We start from the raw sequence: 15557 nt of genomic DNA, 5'->3' as shown, positions 1-15557 counted from the left end.
CGTGATGACCCAGAGTCGTCGTCGGTCACTTACCAGACGGCTCTTTCTATCACCCGGTACCGACACGCCACCGGGCCGCGTCCTCCCCTGTTCCCAAGGGAGGACCGGCCTGTGATGCGCCCGTTACGTGCCTTCACGCCCTCTTCACGCGCCGTGCGCTCCCCGCACGCAGGCGCGCGGCGCGGGCCTCGCGCCGGTCAGGCGTCCTCGGCGAGTTCCAGCCAGCGCAGCTCCAGTTCGTCGCGCTGACCTGCCAGGTCCCGCAGTTCGGCGTCCAGTTCGGCCACCTTCGCGAAGTCCGTCGCGTTCTCGGCGATGGCGGCGTGCAGGGTGGCCTCCCTGGCCGAGACCTTGTCCAGCTGGCGCTCGATCCGCTGCAGTTCCTTCTTGGCGGCGCGCTGGTCGGCGGCGCTCTTCTCGGGCGCCTCGGACCGGGACGCCGCGGCCGGGGCCGCGGAGGACGCCGAGGCCGCGGCGGCCTCCTCCATGCGCCTGCGCCGCTCCAGGTACTCCTCGATGCCGCGCGGCAGCATCCGCAGGGCGCCGTCGCCGAGCAGGGCGAAGACCCGGTCGGTGGTGCGCTCGACGAAGAACCGGTCGTGGGAGATGACGATCATGGAGCCGGGCCAGCCGTCGAGGAGGTCCTCGAGCTGGGTGAGGGTCTCGATGTCGAGGTCGTTGGTGGGCTCGTCGAGGAAGAGGACATTGGGCTCGTCCATCAGCAGCCGCAGCAGCTGCAGCCGGCGGCGCTCACCGCCGGACAGGTCGCCGACCGGCGTCCACTGCTTCTCCTTGTTGAAGCCGAAGGTCTCGCAGAGCTGACCGGCGGTCATCTCCCGGCCCTTGCCCAGGTCGACCCGCTCGCGCACCTGCTGCACGGCCTGCAGCACCCGCAGCTCGGGGTCGAGTTCGGCGACCTCCTGGGAGAGGTAGGCCAGCTTGACCGTCCGGCCCACGCGGACGCTGCCCGCCGCGGGCTGCACCTCGCCCTCGCTGCGGGCGGCCTCGGCGAGCGCCCGCAGCAGGGACGTCTTGCCGGCGCCGTTCACCCCGACCAGGCCGATGCGGTCGCCGGGGCCGAGCTGCCAGGTCACGTGCTTCAGCAGCACCTTCGGCCCGGCCTGGACGGTGACGTCCTCCAGGTCGAACACCGTCTTGCCGAGCCGCGAGGAGGCGAACTTCATCAGTTCGCTGCTGTCGCGCGGCGGCGGCACGTCCGCGATCAGCTCGTTGGCCGCCTCGACGCGGAAGCGCGGCTTGGAGGTGCGGGCGGGGGCGCCGCGCCGCAGCCAGGCCAGCTCCTTGCGGACCAGGTTCTGCCGCTTGGCCTCCTCGGTGGCCGCGATGCGCTCGCGTTCCGCGCGGGCGAAGACGTAGTCGGAGTAACCGCCCTCGTACTCGTGGACGACGCCGCGCTGCACGTCCCACATGCGGGTGCAGACCTGGTCGAGGAACCACCGGTCGTGGGTGACGCAGACGAGCGCGGACCGGCGGTTGCGCAGGTGCTCGGCGAGCCAGGCGATGCCCTCGACGTCGAGGTGGTTGGTCGGCTCGTCGAGGACGATCAGGTCCTGCTCCTCGATGAGCAGCTTGGCGAGGGCGATGCGGCGGCGCTCACCGCCGGACAGCGGTCCGATGACGGTGTCCAGGCCCTTGGGGAAGCCGGGCAGGTCGAGCCCGCCGAACAGCCCGGTGAGCACGTCCCGCACCTTGGCGTTGCCGGCCCACTCGTGGTCGGCCATGTCGCCGATGACCTCGTGCCGCACGGTGGCGTCCGGGTCGAGCGAGTCGTGCTGGGTGAGCACGCCGAGCCGCAGCCCGCCGGAGTGCGTCACCCGTCCGGTGTCGGCCTCCTCCAGCCGGGCCAGCATGCGGATCAGCGTGGTCTTGCCGTCGCCGTTGCGCCCCACGACCCCGATCCGGTCCCCTTCCGAGACGCCGAGCGAAATCCCGTCCAGCAGCGCACGCGTCCCGTACACCTTGCTGACGTTCTCGACATTGACCAGATTGACGGCCATTTCTCTCCTGCCCGGTGGATCGATCAGTTCTCAAGCGTAGGCCCTGCCGGGCGGCGCCCGGGACGCGAGGAGATGGTCACCCTTGTGATGACCTGATCGGAATCGCACTGACCGCCGTCGGCCCGTGCCGCTGGCGGCTCAGAGGACGGTCGCTCCCGGGACCGGGCCCGGGGCCGTGCGGGCGGTGCGGCAGGCGGCCAGGGGGCGGAGTTCCGCGGCGATCTTCTCGGCCGCCCTCTCGTCGCGGGCCAGGAAGGCCGTGGTCGGGCCCGAGCCGGAGACCAGGGCGGCGAGCGCTCCCGCCGCCCGGCCGGCCGCGAGGGTGTCCGTCAGCTCCGGGAAGAGGGAGAGGGCCGCCGGCTGGAGGTCGTTGGTGACGGTGGCGGCGAGGGCGTCCGGGTCACCCTTGGCAAGGGCGTCGAGCAGGGGCCGCGACGCCACCGGGCCGGGGATGTCCCGCCCCTCGGCCAGCCGGTCGAACTCGCGGAACACCGCGGGCGTGGACAGCCCCCGGGTGGCCGTCGCGAACACCCAGTGGAAGGTGCCGCCGACCTCCAGCTCCGTCAGCTTCTCGCCCCGGCCGGTGCCGAGCGCCGCCCCGCCGACCAGGCTGAACGGCACGTCGCTGCCCAGCTCGGCGCAGATGTCGAGGAGCTCCTCACGTCCGGCGCCGGTCCCCCAGAGCGCGTCGCAGGCCAGCAGCGCGCCGGCGCCGTCCGCGCTGCCACCGGCCATGCCGCCGGCGACGGGGATGTCCTTGGCGATGTGCAGGTGGACGTCCGGTGTGCGGCCGTACCGCTCGGCGAGGGCCAGGGCGGCGCGCGCGGCGAGGTTGGTGCGGTCCAGGGGCACCTGGGCGGCGTCGGGTCCGTCGCAGGTGATCCGCAGCCCGTCCGGCGACCGGGTGGCGGTCACCTCGTCGTACAGGCCGACCGCGAGGAAGACGTTGGCCAGCTCGTGGAAGCCGTCGGGGCGGGCCGCGCCGACGGCGAGCTGGACGTTGACCTTGGCGGGGACGCGGACGGTGACGCTCACTGGTGGCCCTGCCCCTTGTGTCCGGCGTCCCTGTGTTCGGCGATGCGGGCGAACTCCTCGACGGTCAGCGACTCGCCCCGCGCCTGCGGCGAGACACCCGCCGCGACCAGCGCCGTCTCGGCGGCGGCGGCCGAGCCGGCCCATCCGGCGAGCGCGGCGCGCAGCGTCTTGCGGCGCTGGGCGAAGGCCGCGTCGACGACGGCGAACACCTCGCGCCGGGTGGCGGTGGTCTTCAGCGGCTCCGCGCGCCGCACCAGCGACACCAGGCCGCTGTCGACGTTCGGCGCGGGCCAGAAGACGGTGCGGCCGATGGCCCCGGACCGCTTCACCTCGGCGTACCAGTTGGCCTTGACCGAGGGCACGCCGTACACCTTCGAGCCGGGGGCGGCGGCGAGCCGGTCGGCGACCTCGGACTGGACCATCACCAGGGTGCGCTCGATGCTCGGGAAGGTCTCGAGCATGTGCAACAGCACCGGGACGGCGACGTTGTACGGCAGGTTGGCGACCAGCGCGGTCGGCGCCGGGCCGGGCAGCTCGGCGACGTGCATGGCGTCGGAGTGGACCAGCGCGAACCGGTCGGCGCGCTCCGGCATGCGGGCGGCGACGGTGGCGGGCAGCGCGGCGGCCAGCACGTCGTCGATCTCGACGGCGGTGACCCGGTCGGCGGCCTCCAGCAGGGCCAGGGTGAGCGAGCCGAGCCCGGGGCCGACCTCGACGACCACGTCGTCGGGGCGGACCTCGGCGGTGCGCACGATACGGCGGACCGTGTTGGCGTCGATGACGAAGTTCTGGCCGCGCTGCTTGGTGGGCCGTACGCCGAGGGCGGCCGCCAGTTCGCGGACGTCGGCGGGGCCCAGGAGGGCGTCGGGGGTGGGGCTGGTCACGGGACAAGGGTACGGGGCTCACGGGTCCGCCCCGGTCACCCCGGGTGCCGGCCGGCGCCCGGGCGGTGCGGGGGTGCCGGGCCGCCACCCCCGGCGGTGAAGGAGGGCCGGGCCGTCACCCCGCGGCGAGGGAGGACCCGGCTGCCACCCCGCGCCGCCGTCAGCCCTCCAGCCGGGTACCGCAGTGCGGCCAGGCCGCGGCGCCGCTGCGGACGTACAGCTTCTTGGCGCGGTACGTCTGCTCGGCGGCGGGCGCGTCCTGGGGGCGGCCGGTGCCGCCGAGGTCCTGCCAGGTCCGGGTGTCGAACTGGTACAGCCCGCCGTAGGTGCCCGAGGGGTCGGTCGCGCCGGGCCGGCCGCCGGACTCGCACCGCGCCAGCGCGTCCCAGTCCAGCGCGTCCGCGCCCCGCACCGACAGCGGCACCGGCCGGGTGCCGACCCGTACCCGCCGCGGCAGCGGTTCGCGTACCACCTCGGTGCCCAGCAGCCGCGGCTTCTGCCGGACCCCGTTGACGGTGCGCTGCGCGTAGGTGAGGCGGCGCAGGCCCGGCCGTCCCGGGCGGTCGACGACCTCGGCGCCCCGGGTGAGCGCGGGGTCCTCGACGCGCACCTCGGTGAACGGGATCGCCTCGTCGCGGACCTCCGTGCCGTCGGTGATGCGCAGCACGGTGACGGTCTGCCCGTCCCGCGGGAAGCTCCCGGGGGCGACGGAGGTGGTGTCCCGGCCGCGCAGGGTGACCCCGGCCTGCGTCACGGCCTCGCGCACGGTCGCGGCGTTGGTGCGGACCGTGCGGGCCCGCCCGTCGGCCAGCACGGTCACCGCGCGTTCGGTGCGGACGTCCAGGGCGAGCCCCGCCGGTCCGATGTGCCGGCCGGGCGGCACCGACAGGTGGGCGCCGGACACCCGCACGCCGATCCGCTCCAGCGCCTCGCGCACCGTCTCCGCGGTCGTCCACACCTCCTGGCGGGTGCCGTCGAGGGTGAGCAGCAGGGGGCGGGCGTGCCGCACCTCGATCGCGTCGCCGTCCTCCAGTGCGGTGCCGGGGGCGGGGACGATTTCGTCGTACGGCCCGGTGCGCACGCCCTCCTCGGCGAGGAGCGCGGTGACGTCGTCGGCGAAGGTGTGCAGGGTGCGGGGCCGGCCGTCGACGTTCAGCTCGACGGCCTTGTCCTCGGCCACGAAGGCGGTGGTGCCGCCCGCGAGGAACGCGACGACCAGTGCCCTGGGCAGCAGCCGGCGGGCGGCGTCGGCCCGCTCGGCGTACCGGCCGGGGCGCCGGTGCGCGGACCGCCGGGGCGGCACGGGGGCGGGCGCGCGGCGGGGCAGGGCGGGCACGGTCTCCGCCTCGTGGATCCCGCCGCACACGGCATGCGTCGGGCACGTCTTCTCGTACGTCTCGAACCGCAGGGTGGTGCTCACGCCGACACGCTCCAGGGCTGGCCAGGGGTCCCGATGGGGCTCCCAGAACCTAGCCGAGCGCCGGTGACTCTCCCAAGCGACACGACTACGGAACGTGTGCGAGGTGCGGGGCCGTCAGTAGCCGAAGGCGCGGGCCGTGTTGGCGGCCAGCGCGGTGGCCAGGGTGTCCTCGTCGACGCCCCGGACGGCGGCCATGGCACGCACCGTGACCGGCACCAGGTAGGGGGCGTTGGGCCGGCCGCGGTAGGGCACGGGGGTGAGGAACGGCGCGTCGGTCTCCACCAGCACCAGCTCCGGCGGGGCGACGGCGAGGGCGTCCCGCAGGTTCTGCGCGTTCTTGAAGGTGACGTTGCCGGCGAAGGACATGTAGTAGCCGGCGCGGGCGCAGACCTCCGCCATCTCGGCGTCGCCGGAGTAGCAGTGGAAGACGGTGCGCTCGGGGGCGCCCTCCTCCTTGAGCACACGCAGCACGTCGGCGTGGGCGTCGCGGTCGTGGATCACCAGGGTCTTGCCGTGCCGCTTGGCGATCTCGATGTGGGCGCGGAAGGATTGCTCCTGCGCCTCCTTGCCCTCCTCGCCGGTGCGGAAGTGGTCGAGACCGGTCTCGCCGACGCCCTTGACCTGCGGCAGCGCGGCCAGCCGGTCGATCTCGGCGAGCGCCTCGTCCAGCGCCGCGTCCCCGCCGGGCTCGCGGGCCCCCTGCCGCGACCAGCCTCCCCCAGCCACAGAGGGCTGGGAGGTGCCCCCAGGGTCGCCGAGCACGATCCGGGGCGCCTCATTGGGGTGCAGGGCGACCGTCGCGTGGACGGCGTCGTACGCCGCCGCCGTGTCCGCCGCCCACCGGGACCCCTTGAGGTCGCAGCCGACCTGCACCACGGTCGTCACCCCCACCGACGCGGCCTTGGCGAGTGCCTCCTCGACCGTGCCGGACTGCATGTCGAGGTGGGTGTGGGAGTCCGCGACCGGCACCCGCAGGGGCTCCGGGAGCGGCGGCGCGGCGTTCTTGCCGGGGTCGTTGGCAGGCATGCCTCCGATCCTACGGAAGCGACGCGGTGCCCTCCGAGGTGTCCGGGGTCCAGGGGGCCTCGACGGGGCCGGCGGCGGGCACCCGGCGGTCGCGGTGGGCGGCGTCGCGGGCGGAGTCGACGCGGCCCGGGCGGAGGATCCGTACGAGGTGCCCGTCGCAGCTGTGGCAGGTGGGCCGGTTCAGCGGGGAGGGCACGATGCGGCCGTCCGCCACGTACAGCACGAAGGTCCGGCCGTCGCCGTCGGTGTGGTGCTCTATCTCGTACGACTGCTCCCAGCCGTACCCGCAGCGCATGCAGGCGAACGCGTACGCCTCGGTGACCACGGCGGTGGCGCCCGCGCGCAGTCCGCCCTGCCCGGAGATCTCGGTCATGCCGGCTCCCGTCGGTCCGCTGACGGGACGGACCCGCGTCCGCCCCCACCGACCAGTGGACTCCTCGCGGACCGTGAACACACGAGCGCGGACGCAGTATTGGCACCGATTTGGCCGTGGATTGCCACAATGCCCCGAGCTCTTTGCCAACGCCCGGGTTCGCGCGGCACAGGCGCCGGGCTCCAGCGCTCCCCCGCGCCCCGCGTCAGCGCTCCCGGGCGCCCTGCGTCACCCTCCCGGGCGCTCCGCGTCACCCTCCCGGGCGGCCCGCGTCAGCGCTCCGAGGCGCCCCGGCCGTCGGCGTTCTTGGCCGCGACGACCGCGTCGAACACCTGCCGCTTGGGCAGCCCGGCCTCCGCCGCGACCGCCGCGATGGCCTCCTTGCGCCGCTCCCCCGCCTCCTCGCGCACCCGCACCCGGCGCACCAGCTCGGCGTCGTCGATCTCCTCGGGGCCCTTCTCGGGCGCGCCCTCGACGACCACGGTGATCTCCCCGCGCACGCCCTCGGCCGCCCATGCCGCCAGCTCGGCGAGCGGGCCGCGCTTGATCTCCTCGTACGTCTTGGTCAGCTCACGGCAGACGGCGGCCCGGCGCTCGCCGCCGAACACCTCGGCCATCGCGGCGAGGGTGTCGTCGAGGCGGTGCGGGGCCTCGAAGTAGACGAGGGTGCGGCGCTCGTCCGCGACCTCGCGCAGCCGTCCCAGCCGCTCGCCGGCCTTGCGGGGCAGGAACCCCTCGAAGCAGAAGCGGTCCACGGGCAGCCCGGACAGGGCGAGCGCGGTGAGCACGGCGGACGGTCCCGGCACCGCGGTGACCTTGACGTCCCGTTCGACGGCCGCGGCGACCAGCCGGTAGCCGGGGTCGGACACGGACGGCATGCCCGCGTCCGTGACCAGCAGCACGCGCGCGCCGCCCGCCAGCTCCTCGACCAGCTCGGGCGTCCGCGCGGACTCGTTGCCCTCGAAGTACGACACCACGCGGCCCTTGGGCGTGACGCCGAGCGCCTGGGTCAGCCGGCGCAGCCGCCGGGTGTCCTCGGCGGCGACGACGTCGGCGCCGGCGAGTTCCTCGGCGAGCCGGGGCGGCGCGTCGGAGATGTCGCCGATGGGGGTGCCTGCGAGTACGAGGGTTCCGGTCACCCGCCCATCCTCCCAGGAGCCGACGGACGCGGGGCATACCGCCCATGCGCGGGACTCACACAGCGCCGTTCCCTACGATGGCGCGGTGACCAGTACCGCGTCCTCCACGGACACCCGGCAGGAGCAGCCGCCGCACGAGCAACGGCAGACGTGGCAGCAGCGGCTGCGGCGTTTCGGCTACCGGACGTCCGGCCCCAGAGGCGACGTCCGCGACCGCCTGGTCCCGCCGTACACCGAGCCGTCGGGCCGGCTGTGGAAGACGCTCGGCGTGCCGCCGGTGCTCGCCGACCGCCTCGTCCGCTGGTCGGGGTGGGGCGGCCCGCTGCTGGTGACGCTGGTGGCGGGCGTGCTGCGGTTCTGGAACCTGGGCCACCCCAAGGCGGTGATATTCGACGAGACGTACTACGCCAAGGACGCGTGGGCGCTCGTCCACCGCGGCTTCGAGGTCAACTGGGACAAGGAGGTCAACCGGCTCGTCCTGGACTCGGGCGGCAACGTCCCGATCCCCACGGACGCGGCGTACGTCGTCCATCCGCCGGTCGGCAAGTACGTCATCGGACTGGGCGAGCTGATCTTCGGCTTCGACCCGTTCGGCTGGCGGTTCATGACGGCGCTGCTCGGCACGCTGTCCGTGCTGATGCTGTGCCGGATCGGGCGGCGGCTGTTCCGTTCCACCTTCCTCGGCTGTCTCGCGGGTGCGCTGATGGCGGTGGACGGGCTGCACTTCGTGATGAGCCGCACCGCGCTGCTCGACGGCGTGCTGATGTTCTTCGTGCTGGCGGCGTTCGGCTGCCTGCTGATCGACCGGGACAAGGCCCGCGCGAAACTGGCGGCCGCGCTGCCGGTGGGGCCGGACGGGCGGGCGCGCCCCGACGCGGGGATCGCCGAGAGCGTGCGGATCGGTTTCCGTCCCTGGCGTCTCGCGGCCGGCCTGATGCTGGGCCTGGCCATCGGCACCAAGTGGAACGGCCTGTACATCATGGCCGCGTTCTGTGTGATGTCGGTGCTGTGGGACGTCGGCGCGCGCCGGGTCGCGGGCGCCGCCCGGCCCCGGCTGGCGGTGCTGAAGCGGGACCTGGGCTGGGCGTTCCTGTCGACGGTGCCGGTGGCGGTGGCCACCTACTTCGCGTCCTGGATCGGCTGGTTCCTCTCGCCGTCCGACGGCAGCGGCGGCTACTACCGCGACTGGGCGACCCGCGACGGCCGGCGCAGCGACTGGTCGTGGCTGTTCCCCGACTGGTGGCGCAGCCTGTGGCACTACGAGAACCAGGTGTACGACTTCCACGTCGGCCTGTCCTCGCCGCACACGTACGAGTCCAACCCGTGGAGCTGGATCGTCACCGGCCGGCCGGTGTCGTACTTCTACGAGTCCCCGGCGCCCGGTGTGGACGGCTGCCCGACGGACGCGGGTGAGAAGTGCGCGCAGGAGGTGCTGGCCATCGGCACCCCGCTGCTGTGGTGGGTGGGCTGCCTGGCCCTGCTGTACGTGCTGTGGCGCTGGTTCTTCCGCCGCGACTGGCGGGCGGGCGCGATCGCCTGCGGCATCGCCGCGGGGTACGCCCCCTGGTTCCTGTACCAGGAACGGACGATCTTCTACTTCTACGCGATCGTCTTCCTGCCGTTCCTCTGCCTGGCGGTGGCGATGCTGCTGGGCGCGGTCGTCGGCCCGCGCCGCTCGACCGACACCCGCCGCGTGGCGGGCGCGACGGCGGCGGGCGTGGTGACCCTCCTGATCATCTGGAACTTCATCTACTTCTGGCCGATCTACACGGGCACGCCCATCCCGATCGAGGACTGGCGGTCGCGGATGTGGCTGGACACGTGGGTCTAGCGACGGGCCGGGGCGCCTGCGGACACCCGCCGGCGCCCCGGTCCCGGTATCGGTATCGGTATCGGCGTCAGCCGTGACGCCGATACCGCCGGCTAGTGACGCGTCGCGTGGGATGCCCCGAGTGCCGCGAGTGTGAAGCCGTCCCGTAGCTCTCCCGCGCGGATCGCCGTGGCGATGTCGTGCGGACTCCACCAGCGCGCCTGGGCGATCTCGCCGTCGCCCGCCCAGTCGGGGCGGAGGGGGGCGTCCTTCCGCACCAGGACCTCGACGACGGCGACCTCGCTCTCCAGCATGCCGGAGTCGACGTCCAGGTACGTCAGCACGGTCGCCGTGGAGCCGGTCAGGCCTGTCTCCTCGGCCAGTTCGCGCAGTGCGTCCGAGGCGGGGTCGGTTTCACCGAAGCCTCGTGGAAGTTCCCAGGCCCACCGGCCGATCGCCGGGCGCCACTGGCGGACCAGCAGGACGTCGTCGCCGCATCGGGCCACCACCACGACACCGGTACGGCCGCCGCCGACGCGGATGCGGTGCCGGACCGTCTCGGCGCCGGAGCGCAGGCGGTAGGTGTCGACATGGACCTCGCACCACCGCCCGCCGTCGGCATCGGTGTACGCCGTACGGGTGTGTGTGCGCGGTGCCTCAGCGTCCATCGGGTCCTCCTCCCAGCACCCCGGGGATCTCCACGACGTCATACCGCCCCCGGAAGTCGGTCAGGCGGTTCACTCCGGCGGTGACGGCCGCGACGACCACCGGGGCGAGCACTCCCCCGGCGCCACCGGCGAGCACGCCGACGGTGTCCTGGCCGAGCAGACTGGTCGCCCAGCTCATACCGCCTCCGGCGGCCATCTGGACGGTGATCCCCCGGGTGCTGTGCGCGAAGCGCTGGAGACGGGTCACCGGCACCTCGTCCCTGCCGCCGGACGGTGGCTCCTTGGTTCGCTCTCCGAGCAGGTCGCCCACCTCCTGCAGCGCTTCGAGATCACGCCGGTGCCACCAGCGGGTGAGGGCATCGGCCGCGTCGTCCGTGTAGCGCTGCCATTCCCCGCTGCTCATCGAGCCCAGTCTCAGTTCGAACCGGGTCGGGTACATCACGACCGGCGTCTGCTCGGCGAGCGGTGCGGCGTCGCGGCGCCTGACCCCGCGTCGCGGTGAGGACAACCCGAGCAGACAGCCCTCGCCCACTGCGATCGCCCGGTAGTACGTCTCGTCGAAGGCCTCACGCAATGTCCGCGCGTCCGCTCGCGCCAACGGATCCCCGGAGCGTCGGAGAGCGGCGAGGCTGCCGTGCAGGCGACTGCGGCTGGGCATGCCGTCCACGTCGAGTTCCCCGCTCGTCCAGGCGGTGAGCACCGCACGCCCCTCGTCGCTGGTCACGTCCTGCGGACCCGGCGGAGGGCACAGGGCGTACGCCGTCGCGTAGTCGGCCGGTGTCAGAGGGCTGACCTCGAGCTGACCGCGTTCCGCGGCTTCCAGCCATTCGCCCCATCGCGCGACGGTGCGGCGCCGCAGCGGTGTGTCGAGGACACCGGTGGCCGCCAGCAGGCGCTCCGCCGCGCCGGCCCATCCCTCCGTGGCGAGTGCCGCGGCCGCGGCCTCGGCGTCCGCGTGGGCGGCCAGCTCCCGTTGCAGCAGCAGGCACTGTTCGTCGGGTATCGGGAGAGACGAGAAGAGGAAACCGGTCGAGAGCATCGCGATCAGCTGGCCGGCCAGGTCCGCGTCCCGGGCGTTGACCCGGACGGGCAGGACCGCGCCGCCGCCGATCGCCCGGATCGCCAGCTCGTCGAGAAGTGCTGCGGGCCGAAGTGCGGCGAAGGCGGCACCGTCGAGCAGTTGGGGATAGGTCAGGAACAGGGCACCGCCCTGGATGATCTCCCAGCGCAGCCGGCCGAGTGTCTCGGCCCGCATGAGTTCGGGCAGGCGTTCCACCGGGGCGGAGGGCCCGGCCGACCGAGCGCTCAGCCTGGCTCGCTGCCGTACGCTGTCCCATTCCGTGCTGAGGACCGCGGTCATGTGCCGGCCCTTTCTGTGACGTCGAATGTGCGCGGACAGCAGTGAGTTCAGCACATGCGGCGGGTCGGATCGACCGTCGGGGACGGTCTCCGTTCGGACAACAAACGGAAACAGCCTGCCCTTTGGGTATCCCCAGCGCATAGAGTTCAGGGCGCGCCGGGCTTTTGAACACGTTCAGATGGCGTGGGGTCCGGCCGGGGGAGGGATCGCCCGATGGGCAAGGGGGTCAAGGTCGCCGTCGTCGGCGGCATATTCGCCGTGATGGTCGGCGGAGCCGGGTACGGGGCGTACAACATCGTCTCGGCGATCGGCGGAGGAGGCGGCGGGGGCGGCTCCAGTGCGGCGGACACGCCGAAGTCGGGGCCGCCGGACAAGGACGAGGTCCGCGAGACCACCGAGGCGTTCTTCGGCGCCTGGGAGAAGGGGCAGGCGACCGAGGCCGCCTCGTACACGAACAACGCGCAGGCGTCCGGCGCGCTGCTGACCGCGTACGGCGAGGAGGCGCGGATCGGCCGGGTCGACATCACGCCCGGCACCCCGCGCGGCACCGTCGTGCCGTTCACCGTGAAGGCGACCGTCTCCCTCGACGGCGCCTCCAAGCCGCTGCGCTACACCAGCAGCGTGACGGTCGTCCGCGGACAGACCACCGGGCGGGCGCTGGTCGACTGGGAGCCGTCCGTCGTGCACCCGGACCTGCGGGAGGGCGACACGCTCGTGACCGGCGAGTCCGCGCAGCCGCCCATCGAGGCGGTGGACCGCGACGGCACCGTGCTGACGAAGGAGAAGTACCCCTCCCTCGGCCCCGTCCTGGACATCCTGCGGCAGAAGTACGGCGACAAGGCGGGCGGCACCTCCGCCGTCGAGCTGTCGATCCGGCACGCGAACGAGGAGGCGGACACCCCGCTGCTCACCCTCGCCGAGGGCAAGGCGGGCAAGCTGCGCACCACGCTCAGCGCCGGGGTGCAGGCGGCGGCCGAGAAGGCGGTGAAGGCGTACCCCGAGTCCTCGGTGGTGGCCGTGAAACCCAGTACGGGCGAGGTGCTGGCGGTGGCCAACCACCGTGACGACGGCTTCAACGCGGCGTTCCAGGGGCAGGTCGCCCCCGGCTCCACCATGAAGATCATCACCGCCGCGATGCTCATCGACAACGGCGTGACCTCCATGAACGGCCCCGCGCCCTGCACGGACACCGCCACCTGGCAGAGCCAGACCTTCAAGAACCTCACCGGTATGGAGCCGAACGAGGGCGCCAGCCTCGCCAACAGCTTCCTGCGCTCCTGCAACACGGCGTTCATCAAGCTGATCGACGAGAAGCCGCTCAGCGACGCCTCGCTCACCCAGGAGGCGCAGGAGCGGTTCGGTCTCGGCCGGGACGACTGGAAGACCGGCATCGCCTCCTTCGACGGCAGCGTGCCGGCCTCCGGTGGCCCGGACCGCGCGGCGAACGCCATCGGCCAGGGCCAGGTGCAGATGAACCCGCTGAACATGGCGTCCGTGACGGCCACCGCCATCACCGGCACCTTCCGCCAGCCGTACCTGGTCTCGCCCGACCTCGACGGCCGGGAGCTGGCGCAGGCCAAGGGCCTGTCGGGGGACACCGCCGCGCAGCTCAAGGAGATGATGCGGCTCACCGCCACCCAGGGCACCGGCCAGAAGGCGATGTCCGGTCTGGGCGGGGACATCGGCGCGAAGACCGGTTCCGCGGAGGTCGACGGGAAGGCCACCTCGGACAGTTGGTTCACCGGCTTCCGCAACGACGTCGCGGCGGCCGCCATGGCGCAGCAGGGCGGCCACGGCGGCGACGCGGCCGGCCCGATTGTCGCAGCCGTGCTACGGGCGGGCGGCTGAGCGCAGCGCCCGGCCGGCGGGACTTTAAGGTGGGGGCCGACCTCGGCGTACCCGCGCCGAGGGGGCCTTGACTCGAATGAGAGCCACGCGGGCCGCGGGGGGCCGGGGCGGGCGACGGAGGAACGGACAGCAGTGGGGAACAGAGGGCGCGCCGCGGACCGGCGAAGGATGAAGCCGGCCGTGCTCGGCGCAGCGATGGTCGTGGTCGCGGGGGGTGCCGGTCTCGGCGCGTACGCACTCGTCGGCGGGGCCGGGGAGGACGGCAAGGGGCAGGCGTCCACGCAGGCGGAGACCGTCAAGACCGGGCCGCTGTCGGCCGGTGAGGTCACCACCGCGGCCCGGAACTTCCTCACCGCCTGGCAGGCGGGCAAGGTCGGCCAGGCCGCCGCCGCGACCGACGACCCGCGGGCCGCCACGGCGCTGCTCACCTCGTACGCCAAGGACGCCCGCCTCCGGGACCTCACCCTCACCCCGGGGGCGCCCGCCGAGGGGACGGTCACCTTCTCCGTCAAGGGCACGGTGTCGTACGAGCAGCTGACGAAGCCGCTGGCGTACGACAGCACGCTGACCGTGGTGCGCCGGGCCGGGGACGGCGAGCCGCGCGTCGACTGGCGGCCGTCGGTGCTGCACCCGGAGCTGAGGGCGGGCGACAAGCTGGTCACCGGCGAGGCGGGCACACCGCCGGTGAAGGCGCTGGACCGCGACGGCGGCGAGCTGACCACCGCGAAGTACCCCTCCCTCGGCTCCGTGCTGGACGGGCTGCGCGAGAAGTACGGCGACAAGGCGGGCGGCAAGGCGGGCGTCGAGCTGCGCGTGGTGCGCGGCGAGGAGTCGAAGAAGGCGGAGCTGTCCGACACGACCCTGCTGGAGCTGAGCGAGGGCACGCCGGGCACGGTGAGGACCACGCTGAACCCGTCCCTCCAGGCCGCCGCCGAGGCGCAGGTGGCGAAGAAGCCGAAGGCGTCGGTGGTGGTGCTGCGCGCCTCGACCGGCGAGATACTCGCGGCGGCGAACTCCTCGCGCGGCTTCAACGTCGCCTTCCAGGGGTCGCTGGCCCCGGGTTCCACCATGAAGGTGATCACCTCCTCGCTGCTGATCGAGAAGGGGCTGGCGTCCGCCGACGAGAAGCACCCGTGCCCCAAGTACTTCAGCTACGGCGGCTGGAAGTTCCAGAACGACGACAAGTTCCAGATCAAGGACGGCACGTTCAAGGCGAGCTTCGCCCGCTCCTGCAACACCGCCTTCATCAGCCAGGCCCCGGAGCTGGAGGACGACGACCTGACCCGGCAGGCGCAGGACGTGTTCGGGCTGGGGAAGAACGACTGGCAGGTCGGGGTGCCGACGTTCGACGGCTCGGTGCCGGTGCAGTCCAAGGCCCCGATGGCCGCGTCCCTGATCGGCCAGGGCGGGGTGCGGATGAACCCGCTGAACATGGCGTCGGTGTCGGCGACGGTCAAGGCGGGGGTGTTCCACCAGCCGTACCTGGTGTCGCCGGAGGTCGACGGGCGGCAGCTGGCGACGGCTCCGCGCACGCTGTCCGCGGACACGCTCGCGCAGCTGCGGGATCTGATGTCCTACACCGCGTCGGCCGGCACCGCCGCGGAGGCGATGGCCGGGGTCGGCGGTGACCGGGGCGCCAAGACGGGGTCGGCGGAGGTCGACAACCAGAAGAAGCCCAACGGCTGGTTCACCGCGTACGCCGGTGACCTGGCGGCGGCGGGTGTGGTGCAGGCCGCCGGCCACGGCGGCTCGACCGCGGGCCCGATCGTGGCGGCCCTGCTGAAGGCCGGCAGCTGAGCAAACCCCCGGCTCGGTCGGGGACCGGCCGGGGGAGCGTCGGGCCAGGTCGGACCCGCCGGGGGAGGAGCCTCGGGCTCGGTCAGACCCGCCGGGGGAGGAGCCTCGGGCTCGGTCAGACCCGCCGGGCCGGGGAGCCTCAGGGCTCAGTGCGGGCCGGTGAGCCCTGAGGGCTCAGC

At 73.5% G+C, this 15557-nt stretch carries 12 protein-coding genes; 3 read left to right on the top strand and 9 right to left on the bottom strand.

Going from position 1 to position 15557, the window contains the following annotated elements; genetic code table 11:
* Positions 1 to 197 precede the first annotated feature (197 nt).
* The 7 genes from ACIF8S_RS14380 to rsmI all read right to left on the bottom strand — a co-directional run bounded on the left by ACIF8S_RS14380 (position 198) and on the right by rsmI (position 7895).
* Complete coding sequence (locus ACIF8S_RS14380; RefSeq protein ID WP_399999412.1) at positions 198 to 2018, bottom strand: ABC-F family ATP-binding cassette domain-containing protein; 1821 nt, start codon at positions 2016 to 2018, stop codon at positions 198 to 200.
* A 138-nt stretch (positions 2019 to 2156) separates the two neighbouring features.
* The gene (locus tag ACIF8S_RS14375) at positions 2157 to 3053 is read right to left on the bottom strand and encodes a 4-(cytidine 5'-diphospho)-2-C-methyl-D-erythritol kinase (protein WP_399999410.1); all 897 of its coding nucleotides are present in this window, start codon (positions 3051 to 3053) and stop codon (positions 2157 to 2159) included.
* A complete protein-coding gene (gene rsmA, locus ACIF8S_RS14370; protein ID WP_399999408.1) occupies positions 3050 to 3937 on the bottom strand; it encodes a 16S rRNA (adenine(1518)-N(6)/adenine(1519)-N(6))-dimethyltransferase RsmA in 888 nt (295 codons plus the stop codon). The genes ACIF8S_RS14375 and rsmA overlap by 4 nt, the downstream gene beginning before the upstream one ends.
* Positions 3938 to 4097: 160 nt before the next feature.
* Positions 4098 to 5357: a ubiquitin-like domain-containing protein gene (locus tag ACIF8S_RS14365; RefSeq protein WP_399999407.1), complete on the bottom strand. Its 1260-nt coding sequence runs from the start codon at positions 5355 to 5357 to the stop codon at positions 4098 to 4100.
* Positions 5358 to 5471: 114 nt separating this feature from the next.
* Positions 5472 to 6383, bottom strand: a complete 912-nt coding sequence (locus tag ACIF8S_RS14360) for a TatD family hydrolase (protein WP_399999405.1) — start codon at positions 6381 to 6383, stop codon at positions 5472 to 5474.
* 10 nt (positions 6384 to 6393) lie between these two features.
* Positions 6394 to 6756 (bottom strand): hypothetical protein, encoded by a 363-nt coding sequence (locus ACIF8S_RS14355; RefSeq protein ID WP_399999404.1) that lies wholly within the window; start codon positions 6754 to 6756, stop codon positions 6394 to 6396.
* 272 nt (positions 6757 to 7028) lie between these two features.
* Positions 7029 to 7895, bottom strand: coding sequence for a 16S rRNA (cytidine(1402)-2'-O)-methyltransferase (gene rsmI, locus ACIF8S_RS14350; RefSeq protein WP_399999403.1), 867 nt, complete (start codon positions 7893 to 7895; stop codon positions 7029 to 7031).
* An 85-nt stretch (positions 7896 to 7980) separates the two neighbouring features.
* Between rsmI and ACIF8S_RS14345 the strand changes: the two genes are divergently transcribed.
* The gene (locus tag ACIF8S_RS14345; RefSeq protein WP_399999402.1) at positions 7981 to 9726 is read left to right on the top strand and encodes a dolichyl-phosphate-mannose--protein mannosyltransferase; all 1746 of its coding nucleotides are present in this window, start codon (positions 7981 to 7983) and stop codon (positions 9724 to 9726) included.
* Positions 9727 to 9818: 92 nt separating this feature from the next.
* On the opposite strand, the gene ACIF8S_RS14340 is transcribed toward ACIF8S_RS14345, so the two are convergent.
* Entirely contained in the window at positions 9819 to 10373 is a 555-nt protein-coding gene (locus ACIF8S_RS14340; protein WP_399999400.1) for an NUDIX hydrolase, read from the bottom strand.
* Positions 10363 to 11733: a hypothetical protein gene (locus tag ACIF8S_RS14335; RefSeq protein ID WP_399999398.1), complete on the bottom strand. Its 1371-nt coding sequence runs from the start codon at positions 11731 to 11733 to the stop codon at positions 10363 to 10365. Before ACIF8S_RS14335 ends, ACIF8S_RS14340 begins: the two co-directional genes overlap by 11 nt.
* 213 nt (positions 11734 to 11946) lie before the next feature.
* On the opposite strand from ACIF8S_RS14335, the gene ACIF8S_RS14330 reads away from it, so the two are divergent.
* The gene (locus tag ACIF8S_RS14330) at positions 11947 to 13581 is read left to right on the top strand and encodes a penicillin-binding transpeptidase domain-containing protein (RefSeq protein WP_399999397.1); all 1635 of its coding nucleotides are present in this window, start codon (positions 11947 to 11949) and stop codon (positions 13579 to 13581) included.
* 168 nt (positions 13582 to 13749) lie between these two features.
* A complete protein-coding gene (locus tag ACIF8S_RS14325; protein ID WP_399999396.1) occupies positions 13750 to 15378 on the top strand; it encodes a penicillin-binding transpeptidase domain-containing protein in 1629 nt (542 codons plus the stop codon).
* Positions 15379 to 15557: the final 179 nt, after the last annotated feature.

Source organism: Streptomyces sp. NPDC085937 (genome assembly GCF_044540535.1).
In the GTDB taxonomy this organism is placed as follows: domain Bacteria; phylum Actinomycetota; class Actinomycetes; order Streptomycetales; family Streptomycetaceae; genus Streptomyces.
This window is presented reverse-complemented; position numbering and strand designations above follow the sequence as displayed.